Source organism: Pseudomonadota bacterium, assembly GCA_039028935.1.
Classification (GTDB): Bacteria; Pseudomonadota; Gammaproteobacteria; order Steroidobacterales; family SZUA-146; genus SZUA-146.
The window spans coordinates 1-24,217 of the sequence record JBCCHD010000033.1 but is presented as its reverse complement, the minus strand read 5'-3'; the positions used below and the strand labels follow the sequence as shown (position 1 = coordinate 24,217).

Annotated in this window: 20 protein-coding genes and 1 tRNA gene; all 21 read right to left on the bottom strand. The window is 53.0% G+C overall.

Features of this window, described 5'->3' with window-relative positions; all coding sequences use genetic code 11:
• Positions 1-3: 3 nt before the first annotated feature.
• A complete protein-coding gene (locus AAF465_13820) occupies positions 4-1,185 on the bottom strand; it encodes a DegT/DnrJ/EryC1/StrS aminotransferase family protein (protein MEM7083803.1) in 1,182 nt (393 codons plus the stop codon).
• Positions 1,186-1,401: 216 nt separating this feature from the next.
• Positions 1,402-2,253, bottom strand: coding sequence for a sulfotransferase (locus AAF465_13815; GenBank protein MEM7083802.1), 852 nt, complete (start codon positions 2,251-2,253; stop codon positions 1,402-1,404).
• Positions 2,243-3,487 (bottom strand): glycosyltransferase family 4 protein, encoded by a 1,245-nt coding sequence (locus tag AAF465_13810; protein MEM7083801.1) that lies wholly within the window; start codon positions 3,485-3,487, stop codon positions 2,243-2,245. The genes AAF465_13815 and AAF465_13810 overlap by 11 nt, the downstream gene beginning before the upstream one ends.
• An 84-nt stretch (positions 3,488-3,571) precedes the next feature.
• Positions 3,572-4,720 carry a UDP-N-acetylglucosamine 2-epimerase (non-hydrolyzing) gene (gene wecB, locus AAF465_13805; GenBank protein ID MEM7083800.1) on the bottom strand — a complete coding sequence of 383 codons (1,149 nt, stop codon included), beginning with the start codon at positions 4,718-4,720 and terminating at the stop codon, positions 3,572-3,574.
• Positions 4,721-5,845 carry an NAD-dependent epimerase/dehydratase family protein gene (locus tag AAF465_13800; protein MEM7083799.1) on the bottom strand — a complete coding sequence of 375 codons (1,125 nt, stop codon included), beginning with the start codon at positions 5,843-5,845 and terminating at the stop codon, positions 4,721-4,723.
• A 12-nt stretch (positions 5,846-5,857) separates the two neighbouring features.
• On the bottom strand, positions 5,858-6,886 hold the full coding sequence (locus AAF465_13795) for a polysaccharide biosynthesis protein (GenBank protein MEM7083798.1): 1,029 nt from the start codon (positions 6,884-6,886) through the stop codon (positions 5,858-5,860).
• A gap of 2 nt (positions 6,887-6,888) precedes the next feature.
• Positions 6,889-8,049, bottom strand: a complete 1,161-nt coding sequence (locus AAF465_13790; protein MEM7083797.1) for a glycosyltransferase family 4 protein — start codon at positions 8,047-8,049, stop codon at positions 6,889-6,891.
• A gap of 4 nt (positions 8,050-8,053) precedes the next feature.
• Positions 8,054-8,986 carry a glycosyltransferase family 2 protein gene (locus AAF465_13785; GenBank protein MEM7083796.1) on the bottom strand — a complete coding sequence of 311 codons (933 nt, stop codon included), beginning with the start codon at positions 8,984-8,986 and terminating at the stop codon, positions 8,054-8,056.
• Positions 8,983-10,281, bottom strand: coding sequence for a hypothetical protein (locus tag AAF465_13780; protein MEM7083795.1), 1,299 nt, complete (start codon positions 10,279-10,281; stop codon positions 8,983-8,985). The genes AAF465_13785 and AAF465_13780 overlap by 4 nt, the downstream gene beginning before the upstream one ends.
• Complete coding sequence (locus AAF465_13775) at positions 10,278-11,186, bottom strand: phosphotransferase (GenBank protein ID MEM7083794.1); 909 nt, start codon at positions 11,184-11,186, stop codon at positions 10,278-10,280. Before AAF465_13775 ends, AAF465_13780 begins: the two co-directional genes overlap by 4 nt.
• Before the next feature lie 235 nt (positions 11,187-11,421).
• Entirely contained in the window at positions 11,422-12,237 is an 816-nt protein-coding gene (locus AAF465_13770; GenBank protein MEM7083793.1) for a hypothetical protein, read from the bottom strand.
• A gap of 106 nt (positions 12,238-12,343) precedes the next feature.
• Entirely contained in the window at positions 12,344-13,657 is a 1,314-nt protein-coding gene (locus AAF465_13765) for a flippase (protein ID MEM7083792.1), read from the bottom strand.
• A complete protein-coding gene (gene rfbC, locus AAF465_13760) occupies positions 13,654-14,202 on the bottom strand; it encodes a dTDP-4-dehydrorhamnose 3,5-epimerase (GenBank protein ID MEM7083791.1) in 549 nt (182 codons plus the stop codon). The genes AAF465_13765 and rfbC overlap by 4 nt, the downstream gene beginning before the upstream one ends.
• 3 nt (positions 14,203-14,205) lie before the next feature.
• Positions 14,206-15,087: a glucose-1-phosphate thymidylyltransferase RfbA gene (gene rfbA / locus AAF465_13755; GenBank protein ID MEM7083790.1), complete on the bottom strand. Its 882-nt coding sequence runs from the start codon at positions 15,085-15,087 to the stop codon at positions 14,206-14,208.
• Positions 15,080-16,006, bottom strand: coding sequence for a dTDP-4-dehydrorhamnose reductase (rfbD, locus tag AAF465_13750; GenBank protein MEM7083789.1), 927 nt, complete (start codon positions 16,004-16,006; stop codon positions 15,080-15,082). Before rfbD ends, rfbA begins: the two co-directional genes overlap by 8 nt.
• A complete protein-coding gene (gene rfbB / locus AAF465_13745; GenBank protein MEM7083788.1) occupies positions 16,003-17,115 on the bottom strand; it encodes a dTDP-glucose 4,6-dehydratase in 1,113 nt (370 codons plus the stop codon). Before rfbB ends, rfbD begins: the two co-directional genes overlap by 4 nt.
• Before the next feature lie 17 nt (positions 17,116-17,132).
• Entirely contained in the window at positions 17,133-18,107 is a 975-nt protein-coding gene (locus AAF465_13740) for a Wzz/FepE/Etk N-terminal domain-containing protein (protein ID MEM7083787.1), read from the bottom strand.
• 350 nt (positions 18,108-18,457) lie between these two features.
• Positions 18,458-18,533: transfer RNA gene (locus tag AAF465_13735), tRNA-Ala, on the bottom strand.
• 135 nt (positions 18,534-18,668) lie between these two features.
• Positions 18,669-20,165: a capsule assembly Wzi family protein gene (locus AAF465_13730; GenBank protein ID MEM7083786.1), complete on the bottom strand. Its 1,497-nt coding sequence runs from the start codon at positions 20,163-20,165 to the stop codon at positions 18,669-18,671.
• A gap of 204 nt (positions 20,166-20,369) precedes the next feature.
• The gene (locus AAF465_13725) at positions 20,370-23,066 is read right to left on the bottom strand and encodes an SLBB domain-containing protein (protein ID MEM7083785.1); all 2,697 of its coding nucleotides are present in this window, start codon (positions 23,064-23,066) and stop codon (positions 20,370-20,372) included.
• 51 nt (positions 23,067-23,117) lie between these two features.
• Positions 23,118-24,176: a glutamate--tRNA ligase gene (gene gltX, locus AAF465_13720; protein ID MEM7083784.1), complete on the bottom strand. Its 1,059-nt coding sequence runs from the start codon at positions 24,174-24,176 to the stop codon at positions 23,118-23,120.
• Between the last annotated feature and the right edge of the window lie 41 nt (positions 24,177-24,217).

Sequence of the window (24,217 nt, the reverse complement as noted above, 5' to 3'; positions counted from 1 at the left end):
GCCCTACTTTGTCGCACGTTTCATCACGTCGATAGTTTCTTCGATAACGCGTGCGATGTGCTCGGTAGTTAGAGTGGGATGCACCTGAAACATGATCGATGTTTGCCCAAGCTCATGCGCAACTGACAGCGGTTTCTCAGGCGCGAGACCCATCGACTGAAAAGCGTGTTCCTGATAAATTTCTGAACACGAACCAGAACCAACCGGCACACCGCGTTCGATTAGCTCGACGAGTATTCGGTTGCGATCCCACCCGGCTTTTAGACGCGGCGCATCGACGAAGGCGTAAAACTTGTAGTAAGCATGCTTGATGTCGTCAGGTGGTAAGGTCAAGCGAAGACCGGCGACAGACGAAAATCCTTGATTGAGCTGAGCGGCGAACTGTCTTCGTTTGGCAACCCAGTCTTCCAGATGGCCAAGTTGAACCCTCGCCATCGATGACTGCATCTCTGTCATTCGGTAGTTGCTGCCAACGCCTTCGATCATAAACTTGAACAATCCGGGCTCGCCCGGTTGCTCACTTTTGCTTTGACTTTTACCATGATCTTTTAGCGACCAGAGCGCTTGATACAAGTCCGCATCGTTGAGAGTGATAACGCCACCTTCGCCACCGGTTGTCATGATCTTGTCGGTACAAAAGGAAAACGACCCCAAAACCCCCATTGACCCTACTTTCTTGCCTCGAAATTCGGCGCCATGTGCCTGAGCACAATCCTCGATTATGTGTATACCGCGAGATGAACACAGCGCGATCAAACCATCCATATCGCACGGCCAACCGGCCAGGTGAACCGCAATAATTGCCTTGGTTTGAGGAGTTAACATCCGTTCAACGCTCGCTGGAGTAATGTTCTGACTGTCACGGTCAATGTCCGCAAAGACAGGTCGCGCACCCCGCCGCAGCACCGCGCTCGCCGATATCACAAAGCTCCGAGGCGTAACAATTACGTCGTCACCAGGTCCGACACCAAGAACCTCAAGAGCCATATCGAGCGAAACGGAGCCGTTGGATACCGCAATGCCAAACTGCGTGCCAGTATACTCAGCAAATTGCTTCTCAAAGTTTCGTCCTTCCTTACCAGTCCAGTAATTGACTTTACCGGACCGCAACACATTCGAAACGGCTAACACTTGCTCTTCATCGTAGGACGGCCAAGTAGGCCATTGATTGAGTGGATCTGACATTGTGATTCTCTATGACTATTTTGTCAGAACCCATCCGGCCGCATTGGCATCATATTCGGGTCTGAACACTTTTTCTAACAACAGCGCGATTCCTAACGACACGCCACAACTCACTGCTTACTTAACCTTATCGCCGTAGTCTGGTATCCCGTTTCCATCAGCATAAACGGAATAGTGCATCATCAAACCCACAGGCATTACGTCGGTTCTTTTGCGCTACTCGTACCCTAGTTGTTCAAGTGTAGACTGAATCAGCGGGTGAATGTTCTCTCGAATTTCAGGCGCGAGCCGGTCCCTGCCCTTTCCTACACTGTCGGTCCTCACCGTGCCGACCACTCTGGCGATCTCCTCGCTGGAGTCAGTCGACCCCAAAAAAGTGAGTATTTTTCCAAGTTCTTCTTTGGGCTGGCGAACTATGTCTTCATAGCGCAACCGATGGACTCTCGCCGAATCCAAGGTACCCAGCGCCGACGCCGCACTCTCCACGCAGTGCTTCCACTGCAGCGCGCACACCTGCTCTAGCGAATACTTTTCGAGATAATTAGGCATACAATCTAACTGCGGCCCCCAAAAGGACAGTCGATTCTCTTCCGAGAACAGTTTGTGGACGCGCGTACGAAAATAGCGAATTGAGTAGTATGGCAGGTCAGCAAACGGTACATAACGTGCTTTGCGGGCTAGATACGGAATGTCCATCTTCGATGTCCAGCGTTTGATCGACGACCGCACCACATCAACACCATCGCGCACAATAAAGATATATCGTGCCTCGGGAAGTATCTTTTCGACAAATGGCACGCGTAACGAGTTGGCGCACGTTTTTTCGATTGTGCGCATTCTCGGCTTTTCTATCTTGCCGAACTGTCTGCGAATATAGTCAACTATTTTTGGCGTCGCCATTTCTGACGTGAGCTCATCGGACGGATAACGTGCATTGCCATAGCGCCATATATAATTGATTTCGTCGCATGGCCAGGTATGAAACGAATCCAGGTCGACCAAAAGATCACGCAACATGTTGGTACCAGAGCGTGGCGCTCCGATGATGACGATTGGTTCACACCTCATGCGACACCCTTTGCGATACCTCTTTGGCCAACTCCGACCACACATCCAGAACCTTTTCCTGCGAAAATAACTCGTTTGATACGGACCGAATACGCAGGGATCGCTGTAACCGCTCCTCTTTGCTCATACTCAACGCCTCTATCCTCTTAATGAACTCATCCGGCTTCGCCACATCAATAACTTCACCGATATGATGCGTATCAATGAGAGTCGCCAAGGCACTGTCTTTTTCGATTGCAGCGAGTATCGTGCAGCCCTCTGAAAGGTAGGTCATCAGCTTGCTGGGGAAAGCGTAACGGAAAATATCTTTTGATAAGCTGATCAAACCGGCGTCACACATTTGCATCGCACGCCTGGCTGCCGGCAGTGGACTGTGCGGCAAGAAAAACACCCGTTTGTTCAAATGCTCGCCAGCAATCTCAACAAGCTGCGCCTTGGCCTTGCCGTCGCCCATAAACCAAAACTCGGTATCGAGAAGCGTGCCTTGTGCAAGCGATTCGACGTATAACTGTAATACCGTATCGAGCCCCTGAAACCGCCCCAGGTTCCCAGCGAACAGTAGTCGAAAAACACCTTCGCGCTGAGCAGGCATAGGGTCTGCTTGCGGCTCGCAACCAGCCGGCGTTTCAAACGAAGGCAGTTCAAAATTATTGATGATCTTGAAGCGAGCCGATAAACCGGGTTTTCTATCCTTAATACTGTTCGCCATATCATCTGATAACACCACCACAGTGTCTGCGAACTCACAGGTCTTAGTATCCGCATTTTGTAGCCGCTTGAATATCATTGGGTGTCGAAACTCGCCGGATATGCGTCCGATCTCGGGATGGATGTCCATGCAGTGATAAATCATCGTCGCCCCCGAAAGTCGGCACGCCCAGCGAACGACGACACCGAGTATCACCGGCGGAGCGGTGGAGACCATAATCATATCGTAGCGCTTCCTGATCACGGCCTGCCATAGAATCGCAATGGAAAAACGCGCCACGTTCCATAGTCGCGCCAACGAGCGTCCTACTTCATTGGGCAAAGAAACACGACGCACGCTGAAGCCATCGATTGTTTCAACGGACTTTTGCCTAGCTATGTTGGCTTCACGCTTGTAGCCGGGTTGTGAGCTCAACACATCCACCTCATGACCGTCTTTTGCCCAGCGAGCAACGATGGCACGCAACAACGACGCATAGGGAGGAGTATCCGGCCAAAAATAGCGGTGGATTGCCAAAATACGCATAAATCAGAGAATCAATTTGCGGGCGGTCGAGATATGGATCGTGCCAGGCGATCTATAACGAGACCGAGCACGTTTGACCCGTGCCTAATCCCAGTCATACCGACTGAAGGTGTCCATGTTTCGCCAACTGTTTGCCAGACGGGCCGTGCCGGCAATCAGTTTGACCACTCGTTCCGATGTATTAGTGACCTCATATTCTTCGGGAATCTCGCGTCTGGAGTTGGAAAACGCATCACGATCAGCAGTAGCAATCTGCACGCCACGGATTAAGGCGTCTCTATCCAGACCGGTTAGCGAAATAATACCTTTATCGAGCGCCTCGGGTCGCTCAATTGAGCGACGCAACGTGACCGCTCGAAAGCCAAGGATCGCCGACTCTTCACTGATTGTGCCGCTGTCAGATATCGCACAGTGCGAATGCAGCTGCAGCTGGTTGTAATCGAAAAACCCAAACGGTTTCAAAAACTGAATGTCCTTGCGATTTGTGGTTGCACCGAGTTGCTCCAATCGATTACGTGTGCGTGGATGGGTCGACACGATCACGGGTAAAGAAAACTCTTCGACCAGAGAATCGAGCATGGCTAGAACCCGCTCGAGGCTGTTTCGGCTGTCCACGTTCTCTTCCCGATGAACACTAACGATAAAGTAGCCGCGCTTCTTGAGGTCTAGCGTATCGAGAATGGTCGATTGCTCGATTTTGGCTCGCGAGTGTTCAAGGACTTCGCGCATTGGTGATCCAGTTAAATAGGTGAAACGGTGTGCCAACCCCTCGCTCAGCAAATGGCGTCTTGCATGCTCGGTGTACACAAGGTTGAAATCGGCCAAATGATCAACCATTTTGCGATTGATCTCTTCAGGTACGTTGTTGTCAAAGCTCCGATTGCCCGCTTCCATGTGGTACGTCGGTATCTTCATACGCTTTGCCATCAGCGCGGCGATCGCACTGTTGGTGTCGCCGAGCACCAGAACCGCCTCGGGAGATTCCTGGATCAATACTTCTTCGGTTTTGATTAGAATTTCCCCGAGTGTTCGTCCGAGCGATGTGGTATCCACTCCAAGGAAGTGATCAGGCTGACGTACTTCCAGTTCTTCGAAAAACACATCGTTTAGTTCGTAGTCGTAATTTTGGCCCGTGTGAACAATGCGATGATCAAAAAACTGATCGAGCGCAGCCATGACCCGCGAAAGTCGGATAATCTCGGGGCGTGTTCCAAGCACAGTCATGACTTTCATTTATTGGCCCTCAGTCGATTCGACTCGCTCAAAGAACGTATCGGGATTATCGGGATCAAAAATCTCATGACTCCAGAACAGCGTCATGAGCTCGTCGTCGCCCACATTGGTGATGTTGTGGGTATGCAAGGTAGGCATATCAACATAGGCCGGTTCGCTGCCACTCACTCTGAAAGTCTCGACTTTCTCTTCACCCAGGGCACGAATCTTGATAATAGCCTCACCCTTTACCACCAGAAAACGCTCGACCTTATTGAAATGATAGTGATCACCGCGTGTGATGCCGGGTCGGGTAGTCGATAGAAAAGCCTGCCCGCCGTTGCGGTTCTTGACCGCCTCAAACAGCGCGCCACGCTCATCAACATTGAGCTTCAGACGGCGCGGGTAGAACGATGGATACAAAAAAGATCGCATCGTATTGAACATTTGCAAATCGAGTCGATTGCGCAAATCTGGAATCACATCACCTCTATAGCTATCTGAAAAGTCCGTCAATTTTCCTGCAGCGCTGGCCACCGACATTTTGTGCCCGGCTAACCGCACTTCACCCTGCGTGCATCGTTCGATGGCGGCTACGGTGGCTTGCGCAATGTCCTGCGCATGCAGCAGTTCGAGCTGGCCTCGTCCATTAACACTCAACTGTTCGTCTTGAGCTAGCTGATAACAAAAAGTGTGAAACGCCGAATTGTAGAACGGTCGACCACCCTCCCCAAACACATGCGGCAACACCATTTCAGTGTATTTTCGTTGGGTGTCTTGTGCCGCCCAGGCATCGAGCAAATCGTGTGCCGCGCGCTTGCCGCGTGCATAGGGCGAATCGAAGACCTTGTGCGTACTGTTCATGTACACGACATGCGGATTGACTTCGGCTACTTTCAACCCATCGAGCAGCTGCTCAGCAAGCGCGATGTTCCCCTGTTCAACATCCGCGTCTTCGCCGCGATTAACACCTGCGCAATGAATCACGGCTGTCGCGGTGGCAAGCGCCGATATCAGCGCTTCCTTGTCATTGAATGACGCCCGATCAAGCGCAACAATCCGGTCTCGATACGTCGGCAATGAGCCGAGATAGAACGACATGTGTCGCCCAAGCAGGCCGCGCTCTCCGGTAATTACGATACTCATCTGGCTTCACCACTATATTGATTTACCGAGCGCCTGCTGTACTTCCGGCAACGCCAGAAGCAGTGCATCAAGCTCGTCGTCGGTCAGTTGTTCAGTGTTGTGCGAATGATAGCCTTCTACCGCCACCTCTTCCAGATCACCCTCTGAGAAATACTTGTTGTAGTTGAGATCCCGGTCGTCGTAGCGAACTCGATAATAGGCCCCCATATCTTCAGAGCGACGCAATTCTTCTGCGCTTGCGAGGGTCTCGTAGAGTTTCTCACCATGCCGCATGCCGATCTGTCGAATCGGATTTTCCGCCCCAAATAGCCTGAGCAGCGTCTCCGCCAGCTGCTGCACGGTGCAGGCCGGTGCTTTTTTGACAAAAATATCGCCCTGGGTCGCATGGTCGAACGCAAATCTGACCAGCTCAATCGCATCCGGCAACGACAGCATAAACCGCGTCATTGAGGGTTCAGTAATAGTGAGCGCTTTACCCGATTGGATCTGTTTGATGAACAGCGGAATTACCGATCCTCGCGAATACATCACGTTGCCATAGCGCACACACGATACAACCGTGTCGTTACGCCCCAACTTTCGGCTTTCGGCCTGAGCCACTTTCTCCATCAGCGCCTTCGACATGCCCATTGCGTTCACCGGCATAACCGCTTTGTCGGTGCTCAAACAAACCACGCTGCGGACACCAGACTCGGCCGCCGATTCGATCACATTCTGACTTCCGATGATGTTAGTTTTTACCGCCTCGAGCGGAAAAAATTCGCAGCTCGGTACTTGCTTCAACGCCGCCGCATGAAAAACGAGCGAGACCCCTCTCATTGCTTTGGCAACCGATTGCTTGTCACGCACATCGCCAATATAAAACTTGATCTCGTTTCGCTCGTACGAAAGACGCATGTCTTCCTGCTTGGCCTCATCTCTGCTCAACACCCGAATCTCGCTCACGCCGTTGTCGAGCAGGTATTGAGTCATCGTTTTGCCAAACGACCCGGTCCCCCCGGTGATGAGTACGGGTCCGTCAATGCGAGTTGATGTGTTCACTGCTAACTTATTCCTTGGGTTTTTAACGCATGATTAAACATGTTTCGATTGCAGAGCTGAGCTTCATTTCGTTCAAAACGGTCTTTGGCCCAGGCTATAACATCCTGCCGCAGACGCGCGTGCCGCTCCGGGCTCATCTCGTATAGTTCGGCAAGCTTCCGGGCAAACTTACCCGGATCGGTCAGCGGCAAATCCCAACCGACCCCATTCGCTTCCAACTTTCGCCAGGGTGTCGTGTCGGCAATAAGCAACGGGAGTCCTGCACACAGAGCCTCGGCGATAACGTGCCCGAAATTCTCACCCTTTGTGGGGAAGAAGAACACATCATATCGAGAAAGCGTGTCGATTACCTCTTCTGACGCAAGCGTTCCTTTTGTCGTAACGCGTATATTGTCCGGCAATGAACGTATGAGCGATTCGCAGTGTGTCCAGTGCTTCTGATCTTCAATCGGACCATAGATATCGTAGTCTACCGGACAACGGGTTGCGCCCAACACATTGAGCGCATAGTCCAGATTCTTTTTCGGCGACAATCTCGAAAGGAATACCGCCTTGAGCGCCCCGTCATTTCGGCCGGGCAGATGCGAGGCATATTGTCGCGTGGCGATATCCTCGGCCTCAAAGATATCCACGCCCTCGCCGTACGCCGCAAGAATATCCTGCTTTTCGTGACCGGTAGAGGCCTGCCACAACACCCTTTTTTGCCAACCCAGCCACCTGTAAAATCGGATGAACAATCGTTTTCGCCGAGGTTTCAGCTCGAGGGCGCCGGAAGAAAACTGGCCTCGCGGCCCAAGTACCACAGGACGCCCAGTTCCGGCATTTAACCATTGCGGCAACAAGGAGTAGACCAGCGAGAAAAAGCTGTTAAGGTACAACACGTCGTAGTGCGTATCGCGCAAGACAGCACGAATTTGACCAATCGCTTTCCAACCGGGTGATATGTACCGCACTTGTGCACGACCTACCTGGCGCCAGGCGGCTGGATCGGCGTTTGGATACGCCGTAGCATCGCCCAAGTCACGGTCGCGCGTTACCACACGATACTCAAATTCATCGTGCGTGGACTCAATGAGATTGGCCAGTGTTTTCACCGGCCCGCCACTTTTGTGTCCAGGCAAATACCAGCCGACAAAAACAAGCACAACTTTTCTGGCTTTCATGGAATCAATCATCGGCGTGAGCTCGGGTCGGTAGCCCGCCCGTTCCTTTTCGCCACGTCGTAAACAATGGCCACATCGGGATTTTCTCGCGCAGCACTCGGGCAGATTTTGACTGTTGCTCATCGACAAACGACTTGGCGGAATGCCCCCAAGTCAGATTGACGCTGGAATCGTGTGCATGATGGACACGAGCCTCGGGGACCAACACCTGACTCAATCCGTTCTTGAAGCACAACCAGCTCAGAAGGTCCTCTTCGCCAAACATGAACAACGCTTCATCAAGCTCACCCACACGATCAAGAAACAGCTCAGTCAAGCACAAAAACGCACCATGCAGTTTATAGACGTGTCGTGGCGGGCCGCCATCCTCGGAAACATGCGCGCGAGCTGATAGTGCTTTTCTCGTGCCGGGCAGGTAACGCCCTAACAAATACCGCAACCTGGTTCGCAGCGAATTAAGGGGCATACCCGCTCGAACCCACCATAAATCGAAAAGATATCGCGCCGTTAATCGTTCGACGCTTGGATTATCAACAGCTCCATCGCTTTCAATCTGCGGCGCGACAACACCGGCTTTGCTGTCGATGGCCGATTCAAGGAGAGAAAACAGCGCTTTTGTCCGCACCTCCGTATCGGGTGTGGCGATCAGCACATGTCTAAAGCCCAATTCGCGCAGCGCACGGATGCCAACATTGTTTCCAAAGGAGTAACCACCATTTCTGCCAGAAGACACGACATCGACATACTCAACTTTACCAAGGTGCGTCTGCAGTTTCTGCAGCGATTCGTTTGGCGAATCGTTGTCGACGACTATGATGCGAAGCGGTGCGGGATCGCACGACAGCAGAGATTTTACGCACTGAATCGTGGACTCGTAGTCATTGTAATTCAAGACAACCACCCCAATCGAAGGCACTTTTCTCTCTCCCTTACTCATTGATCAATCACATTAATCGGGGAAGGCGATGCGCGGCCCTGCGGTTTTTCAGGCTGCACGCAAATCGCAACACATAAAAACAGCAGCAAGTGATAAAACGCGGAGATTGGCGACATCGCAAACCCACCGTTTGTGCCCATGTAAAACAGATAGCCGATACCCAATGCGAACATAACTACACGGTAAGAGGTCGGGTTGTGCAGCACCGGAAGCGTGATGGTCGCAACGTAAGTAGCGAAGTAGAGTGTCGCCCCTACGAATCCAAGCTTCATGATTACGGCAAGAAAATCGACTTCATACATAAAAGGACGGAGTTCGTTGCGAATAACGGCCGCCGAAGAGCCAAAACCATTGCCGAACCATGGATGCCGGTTGATCTCCACCAGAAGTGAATCAATCTGGCCCTGCCGAACCTGAAAACTGCTCGAGCCTATGTCGCTAAATCGCTCAATAAACATGTCAATATCGATAAACAAGACAAACGCAACGATTACACCTGCCAAGCCCACGAGCAGGGGCCCCAGTATTTTTAATGGGCGGCGCTCCAGATTCAACACCAACATGGGCGAGACGATTATCACAAAAATGGCGATCGCTACGATCAATGATTTGTGCCCATCGAGGAGCGCACCAAAGAACATCAAACCGATCAGAACAAGATGGATGGCGTTCTTTGATTGCATAAACCGAAGCGTAAGCAGCGCGATACCCATTAATATGTATTGCCCCGCCTTGGTGTTGGCACGCAACACGCCATTTGAGGCACCAAGCTCCCAGGTAAAACCAAGACTCGACAAACCGAAGTTGGCTGCAAGTAGATTCGGCAAGGTTAACTGCTCAAAGAATAAATAGTAGAGAGAGAAAACGGAAAGATTCATGAACACAACAAGAAAAGCTGCAGCGAGAATAGCGCGGCCCAGTGTCTCGGCCAAATCGTTGTGTTTCACAAAGACGTAGAGCACCGGGAACACGAGATAGACTGGAAACCCTGCAGAATCCTTGAGCACGTAGACCAGATTATTACCCTGATGCAAAGACAGAACCAGCCAAAAAAAATAGATCAACACAAAAACTGCAACACTTGCGTAAATCGGCGTAACCGCCAACTTCGGAATCCGAATTAGGCTGGTTATCACTGATACACCGATCCCCATCAATGTCGCCAGAATGACGTACTTAATGATATTAAAACTAACGGGTAACAACGCAACACTTATAACGAAGATGTAGAGCAATAGCCTGTTCGCCACGCCCGCTCGCCCCAGAGTTGGATTAATTAAAAGCGCGGGGATCACACCACGCCTCCTTGCATCTCCATTCTGCCGGCAACCGTTTCCAACTGTTCTATCGGGGCCCACCAGTTCAGTAAAATCGGTGCATTGAGCGTCGTTGCACCGCGCTTCTTTTGCCACTCATACAGCTCGCACGCAAACATGGCGACCAACCATTCTCGCCAGGTCAGGCGCACCTGTAAGACGTGACTCATTTGTGACCAGATTTCGTCTCGATTAATCAAAGCCCAAATATCCTGCCGCCCTTTCAGGGCTTCTTGATGGGCTAGAAAATAAAGATCAAAAAATGTAGGTAGGTACAAACACTCTTCCAGATCGATAACCATCGGTCCGTCGCTGGAGTCGATAATATTTAGTCCACTCAGATCCCCATGCGATGGAGTAAAACTCAACCGCTGCAGCTGCTGAATATGTGATGCTGAAAAAGCACGGAGCGCATCGCGAGTGGACGATGGCAATGGCAATGTCATTGCGTAGCCAATAGCGTCACGCCAGTAATCTTGCGGACTATCTGCGTGTGCTTCCTGCGAAAGAGACGTATAACGATCCAGCAAGTGCTTAAAAATCTCTGCACGTCTTCCTGCCGAGAGCGCCGTAAACACTGACCCCGACACGAATGTTTCGAGCAGTCCTGCGCTATCTTCTAAGACTTCAAAAGAAGGCGAAGCGATGTGTTTTGACAGTCGCTGGCGCAGCCTGAGGACGTTCTCATTGATAGACGCGTCACCTGTCTTTAACACACGGGCTTGATCGCGATGAATCAAAATGGCATTGCCGGCCTTGGCGCAAACGAGTATCGAAAAACTATGTTGCAGATCGTTTTCTGCCTGAAGCGCGAACCCCTTGACGCGCGCAAACACAGGCGGAATCAATCTGTAAATCGCGTTGCGCACCAACCGACTGGCCATGCCACCTTGCGCCGCTTCCTTACCTTTAGTCGAACGTAAACTTTGGGGTAATCGCGGTGTTCGCCAATGCCGGGCGATAGCGGGCTCAGTGAGAATCCACACACCGAGGCGAAGATGTTGTTGGTGAGTTTGCAGTGCGCTTGCAAGCTGTCGTTTTTCTCGCCTGATTGAAAGGGCCTTTCGCCATATGGCAGACCACCCACGTTTCGAAACCACTTTCCACCAGCCTCTGAGTTCAGGCTGCCGGGCGATAAACACCGATTCGCGCGAGCATTCTGCCGGCCTTGGAACGGGCTCGCCACAACAGAAACCGCACCGACTCCACAAAGCGCAGTGCCGCGCTTGGATTGCTGTCTCCATTGGTAGCCATCCACAATTCTCGACCGATGCGAACATCGCCAACAAAGACGACTTTCTTGTAGTGTTTTTCAAGGGCGGCAACAAATTTCTCTTTGGTGTATGCCTCTTGCTGCACGCTGGCGTTCATATCAAGATGCCCAAATCCCTTGATGTCCGGGCATTCCGGCCCCACCCATTCGATAAAGAGCGTTTGCTTTCCATGTTCGGACAGCTTGGCGATGATGCGATCGAGGCTGCCGAACTGCTCGGTAGCAGAATAAAGCCAATGAATGAGCGCAAAAGCAAACAGCACATCGGCGTTGTGAGAAAGGCCTTCCACCTTGCTTTGAATCGTTTTGGGCGCGGTGGCATCGATGTGTTTGAGCCCGGCGTTCACCAACTCAAGATATTCGGCATCATGGTCAACGAATGCGATGTCCCTGAATCCGTCAAGATAGGCCTGGAAGCCCATCACGCCCGCCGAACAGCCAAGATCGATGAGCGAAAGCCGGGGATCGCCAAACCCCAGCAAATAGGGACGGATGAGTCCGTACTTCTTGCGATGATCGGCTTTATGCATGCGAATCCGCGACGACGAAAGGCAATACTGCTGGTAACCGTCAAAACAGATGTAATCCTGTCGAAATCGAATTGAAGGCACTTCTGCTTGATTTCCTGCCTTACGCACAGGATCAACGTAGGAACTACTCATGTAGCAAACACCATCTGAAATTTTGGCAAAACGGACATCATCGGCACGCAAACCACGACTCGCTATTTGTCTTTGTCTGATTCGTTGTTGGATAAATCGGCATTATCTATTTACGCCAGTCGATAGGCCCCGGCATGATGTCGAGGCGATGGTACACGGAATAGGACATCATTATATTCCAGACCACCGTGGATAGCGCGGTTGCAGCCGCCGCCCCGATCAGGCCGAACGCTGGAATCAATATAAGGTTTAGAACAGTATTGACCCCGGTTCCTGCGAGAATGGCTCGAGCCGTGTCACGTTCGTGTCGTGTCATGCTCAAGAATGTGCCCACCGACCCTGCGCTGGCATTGATCAACTGGCCAACTCCGAGCACGACCAACGCTGGATAGCCTCTGACAAACTCATCACCGAATACCCGGTCGAGGATGAACTGACCAAAGACGACCAGAACAAGAAGAACACCGACTGCAATGGCCAGAATTGCCCGAGTGGAAACGGTCATCAGCCGCTGGAGCTGCCGACGATCGCCGGTCACGTGCAGTCGGGCGATATTTGGCGCCAATACCGCATTAATTGCGGCAAAACCGAAGGATACCAGCATCGCACCTTGCACAGCAATATGATAGATGCCGACGTCCTCCGGACTGCCCAGCACACCGAGCAAAATGATGTCTGTTTTCTGGATGATGAGATTCGCCGCTCCGAGCAACGTGAATGGCAACAACGCGCGCGCCCAACTAGAGGAATCAAATTCCGGCGGCAAGTCTCTGGACGCGGCCGGCCAGAACCGGCGTAAAAGCACGAGCAAGGCGATGAGCGCAGCAGCGGTTCCGATGAGAGTCGCTAAGATCGCCTCATTTGCCCTGAGCTCTTCATCGAAAAAGACGAATATTGACACGACGATCGCGAGAGTTAAGAGCGGCTTGAACGCAGCCAACGGCCAGGTCGCATGCACGACCCGATGGAGACCCTTAAGAAACCCGCTGAAAATTTCCGCCATAATCATGAGCGGAAGCATGACCAGAGCAATCAGAAAGACAGTCGGCTCCATGGCCGGTATGTGTGCCGAAAATGCCCGCAGAAGTACGCCGAGCAGGATCACTACGGAGAGTGACAGCAACATGAGTTGAAGCGACCGTCGCCTCAAACCGTTGAGTAACGACCAGCGCTCAAGCGTCTGGAGCGCTGCGATTTCCCTGGTGGCAAGCTGAGGCAAGCCAAGTTGAGCGAGCACCGCGAGCAACCCAACCACTGTGATCGCAAACGTGAAGTATCCGTAGTCCTCTGCACCAAGAATTCGCGCGAGTAGAATTGCGGTGACGAGCGACAGTACACGCTGAAAGACACCCAATCCGGCCGTACCCAGAGCACCCCGAATCAGAATGGACTTGAGCGACTGCGCCTGGGGAGCGCTCACGGGTAAACTTCCGCGTCCTTAAACAGTTTCCCCAGCTCGTCTTTGTCCGACACCAGCGGTTGGACGGTATCACCCAGCGGCCAGTCAATCGCAAGCGTGGGGTCAGCCCAGTGAATGCAGTGCTCGTCGTTCGGGGCATAGTAGTCGCTGCATTTGTACTGAAACTCGGCGGTGTCCGACACAACGAAAAATCCGTGCGCAAAACCGGGAGGCACCCACAGCATTTTGAAATTGTTACTCGACAAGGTTACGCCAACCCATTGTCCAAACGTGGGTGACCGGCGTCTCAAATCTACGGCTACATCGAACACTTCACCCTTGGTGACGCGCACGAGTTTTCCCTGGGACTGATTGAGCTGATAGTGCAATCCGCGCAATGTTCCCTTTACCGAGTGACTATGATTGTCCTGAACAAAGTCAATGTCGATTCCACCTTGAGCAAATTTTTGACGCTCCCAGGATTCAAGAAAAAACCCGCGCTCATCGCCAAATACTCTTGGCGTGACAACGACTACGTCAGCGATGCGCGTTGGCGTAAACTCCATGATCTATCCGAATATGGGCTCGTCGAGCACCGACTGCAAATAGCGACCATATTCAACGCGGGCGAGTGGTCGCGCAAGCGCTTCCAACTCAGTCGCGCTGATATACCCCATGCGATAAGCCGTTTCTTCCAGGCACGCTACTTTTAGTCCCTGGCGTTTTTCGATGGTTTCAATAAAGCCCGACGCATCGTGCAGGGAGCTGTAGGTACCTGTATCCAACCAGGCGAAACCACGCCCAAGCAACTCGACTTCCAGTCTTCCGTTTTCCAGATAGTGTTGATTGACCGAAGTGATTTCAAGTTCGCCGCGTTCAGATGGCGCGATGGTTTTGGCAATGTCGACAACCGCATTGTCATAGAAGTACAAGCCTGTCACAGCATAATTTGAAGCGGGGTTTTGTGGCTTTTCTTCTATTGAAATCGCTTTTCGTTGCTGATCGAAAGTCACAACGCCAAAACGTTGAGGATCGGTAACACGATAGCCAAACACGGTGCCACCCTGGTCAGACTGCGCCACCTGCTGCAGCATCGTGCTTAACCCATGCCCGTAAAATATATTGTCACCTAGAATCAGCGTTACGTTGTCGTTTGCGATAAACGATTCACCGATAATGAACGCCTGTGCCAGGCCATCAGGCGAAGGTTGAATCGCGTAAGAAAGCGAAATGCCAAATTGAGATCCATCGCCAAGAAGCCGAACGAAACCAGCCTGGTCTTCGGGCGTTGTGATGATGAGAATATCTCGGATACCAGACAGCATAAGCACCGACAACGGGTAATAAATCATCGGTTTGTCATAGACAGGAAGCAGTTGCTTCGACATGGCCCTGGTAATCGGATACAGGCGCGTACCGCTGCCACCGGCGAGAATAATGCCTTTACGCATGACCACCACCTCCAGTTGCCCGAGCGTCGTTAAGAGCCGCCACGGCGCGGCCTACACCTTCTTTCCAATCCGGCATGCTCAAATTAAACTGTCGCTCGATTTTATGGGTGCTGAGCTGCGAGTTCTTGGGGCGCATTGCCGCTTGCTTAAACGCCGAGGACGCCACAGGATGGATCGCGTCGCGTTTCGTTCGAATCGGCCACGCTTGCGACCGCGCCGAATCGATAGCAAAACGAGCGTAGTCAAACCATGACGTCGCGCCAGAAGCGGCCAGATGGTAAGTGCCGGCCGATTGCGAGTCACGCATCACATGTCGCACCGCATGCGCCGTCACATCGGCGATCAAATCAGCACCGGTTGGCGCGCCAATCTGGTCATCGATTACATCGAGACGGTCTTTCTCGGTTGCCAGTCGCAGCATGGTACGAATAAAATTATGTCCGCGGTTGGCATATACCCATTGCGTTCGAAAAACAAGATGCCGATCGTGCGCCTCTCGCACCAACTCCTCTCCCTGCCACTTACTCAAACCGTACACGTTTAGAGGTGCAGCCGAATCGGTTTCTTTCCATGCAGCAGAACCCGAGCCGTCAAAAACATAGTCGGTTGAATAGTGCACAAAAAGCGCGCCGCAATCCGCTGAGGCTTTTGCCAAGGTAGCAGGTGCAATCGTGTTTAGTGCCCTGGCCTGCTCTTGCTCAGACTCCGCTTTGTCGACGGCGGTATAGGCCGCGGCATTCACGACTACATCGGGCATCATCTTGCTCACTGTTTCAATCAGCTTCTGCGGTTGATTGAGATCGCCGCAGTAGTCATCGAGCCCGCTGCGCCCCAGCGCCACAACGGTGCCTAGCGGCGCCAGCGCGCGTCGCAGCTCCCACCCGACCTGACCGTTGGCACCAAACAGCAGTAACTTCATGCTGAGGGGCTCCGGTGATGGTAATTGTTTTCAATCCACTCCCGATAGGCGCCACTTTGCACTCTGGCCACCCACTCGCTGTTCGACAGATACCACTCAATCGTTTGCTTGAGTCCCGCATCAAAGGTTCGGCTCGGTTGCCAGTTCAGCTCATTACTCAAACGCGAGTCATCGATAGCGTAGCGCCGGTCGTGGCCTGGACGATCTTCGACGAAAACGATCTGTTCACAACGAGATCGCCCGGCTCGAGGTCGCAGTCGATCAACGTGATCACAGATTGCGTAGACCACATCCAGATTGGTGCGCTCGGAGCGTCCACCGATGTTGTATGTTCGACCACTTTCACCCGTCGCCAGAACATGACGCAGCGCATCGGCATGATCCTCGACATGAAGCCAATCGCGCACGTTAGCGCCCTGTCCATAAACAGGAAGCACTTTGCCTTCTACCGCATTCAAAATCATCAGTGGAATGAGCTTTTCAGGAAACTGATAAGGCCCGTAATTGTTGGAACAGTTGGTGATGACTACGGGCAACCCGTACGTTCTGTGCCATGCGCGCACCAGGTGATCGCTCGCGGCTTTGCTGGCCGCATAAGGCGAGCTAGGCGCATAAGGTGAGCGTTCGGTAAAAGCCGGGTCATCGGGACCAAGATCGCCGTAGACTTCGTCGGTAGAAATATGGTGGAAACAAAAGTCAGCCCGCCGCTCATCCGACAGCGTATTGAAATAGTCGCGAGCCGCTTCGAGCAGGACGCCCGTGCCCGTGACATTCGATTCGATAAAGGCGGCCGGTCCAAGAATCGATCGATCCACATGCGACTCGGCAGCGAGATGCATGATCGCGTCTGGCTTGTACTCAGCCAATATTTCACTCATTCTCTCGGCGTCGCAAATATCGGCGCGTTCGAAAATATGCCGATCGTGCGTGCGCGCGTCACCCAACGACTCGAGATTGCCCGCGTACGTGAGTTTGTCGACACTCACAACGGTGATGTCAGAAGACCCGATTAACTGGCGAACAACGGCAGAGCCGATAAATCCTGCTGCTCCGGTCACCAGCACGCGAGACAGTCGGCGGTGACGTGTACGATTGTAATGTGTGCCCATGCGCAAATTCTGACCGATTAGCGATCGTGAGTCTGACTCGAATCTCTGTCGCGGTAGTGGCTTCGAAGCCCGATTATCAGCGCAGTAACAAATCCCAGGAAGCCGCCGAACAAGGTGCCGGCAATTGCAATGAGCGCGCGACGCGGCCGGGAACGTTCTTTGGGCGTGATGGCCGAATCAATAACACGAAAAGAAAACTCTTTGCTTCCTCGTGCCATCATCACTTTTTGCAGTTCCGACTCCATGAGTCGACCAATGGAATGCTGGATAGTCGCGAGGTTGGTTTCGACAAGCTCCGCCTGCAAATATGACAAATTGGCTTCGGCATCGCTGAGCTCACGCTGCCGTTCCCGCTCGTTTAACCGCTCGACAAACGTTGTAACCCAGTTCGCTGCAAGAAACGGATCGGTCCATTCAATACCAACCTGCACCAGATTATCGTCGGATGTACTCACTTTGAGTATCTGTTCATGAAACAGCTTCACGGCGTCTCGGATATCGGGATGATTGCTGGGATCCGGATCGATCCACTTACCCGAGCTCGCATCGTACTGATCGGCAAAAAATACCGGCAGCAGATTGAGCTCGGTAATGAATTCTCGCGCAAATTCCCGAGATTTAAGCACCGCCAATGGTTCACCGTTTCCGTTCGAAGGCACGCTGATGCCCGCAAGCCCTGCCAGGCTCCCGAACTGGCCGGACAACATCTCGGCCCCCTGATTTTCGGCCGGCGCCAGCAACGTGTTGGCCCGATACCATTCGGTCGCCATGAGCGCGTACGCAACAGACGCGACGGCGAACAGGAAGGAGGCGATAAAGATGATCCACTTGTGCCGCCAAACAATCTCCCACAACTGAGCCAGGCTGATCTCCTGCCCGCGAAACTCAGGCGGAAGCTCGTAGGCGCCAATCAAAACCCGGCCTGCCCCCCCCGCGGATTCTGTGGATTCTGGCGCGTTGGGTATATCCGAATTGTGCGGAACGTTTGACAACGATGGCTCCTATTTTTTCGGCGCAACCGCACCGCGATAGCTATGCGTGATAGTAGTCTTGCAGGCAGCGAAAGACCAGTAAAAACAGCAGAAATCGTGCTATTTCAAGGCTTTTCACATCCGCAGGTGCAACGCGGCCTTCGTGCAACAGGTTACAAACGTTGGTGAACCAGCCTGAGCATTCCCCACCCCTTGCACGTGGTCAGAGGGCGCGATTAGTGGGCGCGCACCACAGATCGTCAACCCATCAAAAACACCGAATGCGCGCACACCCTGCCCGTGCGGCAACGCGGCTAGCGATCCGGGTGAGTCTGTAGGTGAGGATTCGATGGTTCGACCGGCGCGATGAGTGGTGGAGCTAGGCGGGATCGAACCGCCGACCTCTTGCATGCCATGCAAGCGCTCTCCCAGCTGAGCTATAGCCCCACTCTGGCAGCGGACTGTACTCTAGCCCAAACAGGGTGTCAATCCGGAGCGACGACCGCCATAAGGTCGGGTCAGCCCTTCTACAAACGTGCCGAAAATCGATACATTCAGGTGACTGCACCGTGCAGTACGTAGCTAGTGTGGGCGGCTTCGCCAGTTAATAAAGTAGCGCGTTTCCCGATCGGTTTGACCACTCTCTACTGTTTCCCCATCCCTGAAGCCAATGCCTACTTTCAGCTGCCCCCCACGAAATGGACGGGCATTCACCAGCTCCGCATCAACATAGTCCTGACGAGTGGCCGATAGCGAGTGACTCGAATCGGGTGGCCCGCCTCGGTTGAGCTTGCCTCGACGAATCATCGCCTGCCAGCTACTCGCTTCGGCCGAGTTCACTGTAGCGATGAGCGCAAGTTGGCTGCTGTCGCTGTCTGTGGAATGACCGATGGCCCGCCCTCTGTAGCGATAACCCGACGGATACAGGCCGTTGGCATAGGCACAGTTAAACAGACGACTGCTTTCATTGAACTGGCAGGTCGTATCCGAGTATTCGAGATTGACTCTCACGGTGGACTGGGTGGGCGACCAAGCGAAACTGGTGGAGAGCCCACCCATTCCAAGATATCGACTCGGAAACCCGCCGGCCTCATCTTCACCGATAAACTGACCATAAGCGGTGATCGGTACGCCAAACCGATTCAAACTCCAGCGCGCATCAAAACCGGCCAACTGATTGCCGGGTTCATCTTCTCGTGTCACGCCCTCGCCGACATTATCCTGACCAATGATCAAATCAATGAGACTGCTAAACGATTCTGGTCGACCTTCCCCCCCCCATTGGGCGGTACGACTGACGCCAAGCTCAAGAGAGCGAAATGGTTTAATCGTAACCCGCGCACCCAGTAGATACGGATTGCTCACACCGCGATCCGTTTCCATACGTCGCGCAAAAATCTGCGCCGACCAGGGGCCCAAATGACGCAATACCGGCATGGTGAACGGGGTCGCAACATTCCGACGTATTGTCACGCCCGGCACTGGCCGTGCATTACTCGACAAAATGAGACTACCCGCATGACCAGGCCCCCACCAGCTTTCCAGACTCCCCGCCAGAATTGCCGTGTTCTTGTAGAGATAGCCGATGTAGCTTCCGTCGAGGCGCACGCTGTTCGAGTCGACTCGGTCATCAATCAATCCAAGCTGAACATTCGCCACAAAATTTCGCCCGACGTAGGAAAGACGACTGTCGAGCGCAAACTTGCCTTTCTGCCGTTTGTCGAAAGTTCGAAGTTCATCAAGATTCTCATAGGCGCCAACTTCGTAGCTGGATATCAAAATACCCCAGCGCGTGCTGTTGGCAACCCGTGCATCAAGACGGTTGAGCAATCTGAGGATCGTGGGGTTTTTAATAGGCTGCCGGTCAACCGAATCGAGTGCCGTCGCCACATCTGCCCAACTCATCGGCCAGGTGGTGATAGGCGTGCTGACCAAGCCTCGGTCGGCAAGGTATTCGAGGTCGTGTCGAAGCGCCGTATCGCCGGTCTCGGTATAAGGACCGGCAAGCACGGCGATCGCGTTAAGCCAGAACACGAACAAAAGCAGAGTAAACAAGTTGCGTATGCGGGCAAATTCCATGCGAACTCTCTTCCAATAGGTTGCAACAGCACTTGGGATAGCGATCAGATCACAGGTACCCGTCGATGCGGAACATTCGCTTGCTCGCCCCGGCGAACAGTGCGATGCAAAACGAGTTCATATTGGGCTAATGCTCGGTTTGGCCCACCGGTTAAGCAAACCAAACAGATCAGGCGGACCCGAACCCGAAGCGTCGTGCCGAAGTTAGAAGGACGCGACGGCTGCTGCCGCCACGCCTATATTGTAGACAATCTGCGTCACGCTGGTCCACAGTGACAAGTTGCTGATGCGGTCGGAATCGAGTGGCACAACGATCGTGTCACCCGGCCGCGTTTCGATCGATGCCCCAGATCGTCTGAACCAATTACTAGCCTGCTGCGCGACAACCTGACCGTCTGCACGAATCACGTAGATTCGTTTAACGTCGGCATTGCGAGTAACACCACCACTTTTGTAGATATAAGCAGACTGGTCGAGTTGCTTGTCGTAGATGTGCGAAGTCGGATACTGCACTTCACCAATTACCGTCACTTCCTGACTGATGCCAGGAATAACAAGTCGATCGCCGTCTTCCAGAATCACGTCATGCTGGGGATCGCCGAGCATCGCCAGCGACAAGTCGATCACGAGTCGCCCCAACGCTTCAGAGCCTTCCAGTTGTTGCAAGAGAGCTTCCGCCCGCGAGCGCGCCTCGGCTCGGTCGCCGCCACCGATGGCATTAATTTCCGCCCGCACGCGACTGGCTAATCGCTCAATTTGCTTTTGCTCTCGCTCACGCAAGTCGTCACGCAAAAACACGGAACCGCCAGCAAAGGCCATGTCGGTCAGGCCGCCGGCACGAGCGACAACCGTTGAAAGCCGCTCGCCGCGTGACACAGAATAGGTGCCGGGAAATTCAATCTCTCCGACGATCTCGACGCGCTGTCGCTCACGCCAAAGCGGCATTTCCTTGACGGTCATCACATCGCCGGGCACAAGCTGCAGATCCTCGGCAGGGACGGAATCAAGATCACGGAGCGACAGAGCGATATGTCTGGTATCGAACCGCCCATTGATTTCAGTGGTGCGGGTAAGTTCAGCACTTTCTTGGAACGCGTGATCACGAATACCGCCTGCGGCCCGGAGCAAATCACTCACGCGCATTCCGGATTCGTAAGGAAATTCGCCGCCGGATCGAACGCCTCCTTGTACAAAAACCGTTTGTACACTCTCTTCGTTACCAGCCTGTCGTCGAATTTCATTGACAAGTGGCGCGATGCGCTCCGCGCGATCCGTGTCAAGCGAAAACACGTACACCGCGTCGCCTTTGTCCAATGGCTTGTTTTGTTCGCTCAGAGGGTTGTTGCGCGCCAGCTGCCAGTTGGCACTTAGCAATCGAATCTCACCAGTCTGCTCATTTTTACGTCGGATCAGAATGTAGCTCTGATCCGCCTGAAGCTGGAACAGCTCGGCATCGGGAATTAGATCCAGCAGCCGCATTCCGTAACGCCATTGAACTTTGACATTACGGTCAATATGCCCGTGAAGCGTTACTGCATCGGTAACCTGGTCGAGAGCACGTAACACTTCAAGTTGATCGCCCGCCCCGACACGAACGGTGCTGCCATTTTGAATGTCAGACACAACTATCGATTTTTTGCCCGCGTCATCGTATTTCTCAATGCGGATTTGACGGGTAAATGCATCCGGTAGTAAACCGCCTGCCAATGCAATCACCTCATTGACCGTGCTCTCACCAGCCAGTTCGTAAATGGCAGGTCGTTTAACACGCCCAAACACCGACACCTGCTCAGCAACAGGCGGAACAAAAATGGCATCGCCCTGACGCAGCCGTAAATCCTGTCGCGTATTGCCCTTGAGCAATAGCTCATACAGATCGAGCACGCCCACAACTTTGTTCCGGCGCTTTAACTGCACACCTCTGAGCGAACCATTGGTTGAGATACCGCCAGAGATAAATAGCGCATTGGTTATTGTTGCCAGACTACTGACGGTGTAAGAACCGGGATTAGTGACGTCGCCCAGAACAAACACTTGAATCGACCTTAGTTCACCAAGCTTCAGCGACACATCAACACCGATATAACGACTGGTGACCCGTTCGGCCAGCTCCGCTCGTGCATCGGACAATGCCATTCCGGAGACCTGCACCGGTCCGATTTCCGGTACAACGATGGCCCCATTGCGATCGATACGCAGGTTGTAGCTGGCGTTGTACTGACCGTAAATCAACAGCGACAATTCGTCGCCGACCCCGAGTGTATAATTGACCGGAACAGGTAGATCACTGGCTGGCGTAAAACTGCCGGCCGAGCTTTTGAACAGGTCGTGACCAAACGGCTCGAGCGACGCTGAACCGCTGGCGGTCACCGGCAATCGAGACACATGGACAAATACATCTCTTAGAGCGGGTTCGGCGGTCAGCCTCAATTGCGCTTCTTCATCAGTCAGGCCCGATAGCATAATAGCGCCAGCACCAGGGAAGTCGAGAAACCCTTGCGAATCGATTTGATACACATTGCGCCCCAGTGCACGGGATACACTGTCGAGCAACCGCCCATCAAACGACTCGTCAACCGACAAATCAACGATCAGAAAATCGAGTGCGGCGATTTCAATACGATCGGATTGGGGCTCCGGCTCGTCGAGCTCAGGCACCGTAATCTCCATCGCGGAGTCGTTTGTTTCTCGCTGTTCATCGCTGGACGAACCGGGAATCGTTCCACCTAACGCATTGATTAATTGACGTTTTTGCGCAGGCGTTAGATTTTCGAGTTGTTGCAATTGAGACGGTGTAATCGTCTGCGCGTGAACAGGAAAGCACCAGCCCATCAGGCACAATGCCACGAGCGTGGTGGCCACAAAGACTGGACGAGGTGGCAGGTGAATGTGTTTTATCATTCTATTGATCTCACTTAAGCCATTTCAGGGCACGAGGAACCACTCTTACAATCACTCATTGCGAGCAGCCTGTCTCTGCCTGTTCTCCATAAACTCAATTGCCTGTGAGATTCGTTTTAACGCAAGCGCTTTACCTGCCACAGACAACGTTTGCCCAATCGACGGTGAAGAGGATGATCCTGTCACCGCAACGCGAATCGGTTGAGCGAGTTTGGGCATTTTCAGTTCGAACTTCTCGAGCGTGTCTTCCACCGCGGCTTCAATCCTATGGACCTGCCAGTCTTCGAGCTGCTCGAGCGCCGCATGGAAGTGCTTGACAGGCTCGATGCTGACAGGACGCAGAAATTTCTTCGCGGCCGTTTCGTCGTACGCATCAAAATCCTCAAAAAGATAGGCGACCTGATCCGCCAATTTTTCAAGCGTCTCCGCACGCTCTTGATAGATTTTAGCCACCTGTGCCAGGTCGGGTCCGTTTGAGTGCTCGATGCCACGCCGCTGCAAATGCACGGCCAGTAGCTTTGCAAGTCGATCGATGTCACACCGTTTGATGTATTGCTGATTAAGCCAGTTAAGTTTGCTGACGTTGAACGACGAGGCTGCTTTGTTGACGTCTTTCACATCGAAAAGTTCGATCATCTGATCCCGCGTGAACAGTTCCTGATCACCATGAGACCAACCCAACCGAACGAGGTAATTCAGCAACGCCTCGGGCAAGTAGCCTTGTCTTTCGTATTCGAGCACACTCACCGCGCCATGGCGTTTGGAAAGCCGAGCACCATCCTCACCCAAAATCATTGGCACATGGGCGAACTCGGGCAACGAATAACCCAGTGCATTAAAAATGTTCACCTGCTTAAAGGTGTTTGAAATATGATCATCACCTCGTATGACATGAGAGATATTCATATCCGCATCATCCACCACCACGGTGAGGTTGTAGGTGGGGGTACCATCACTGCGCTGAATGATCAGATCGTCTATCTCACTGTTGTCAACCATGAGCTCACCCCGAATCAAATCGGTAAAACGGGTATTGCCGGTTGTCGGGCGTGCTGACCGTCGATCCGTTCTCGGCGGCGCAGTGCGAGGGGCCGCAGATGACGGCCCCAGGCGCGATCTCGCATCTGGTCGGACCCGCGGGCGGCGACTCG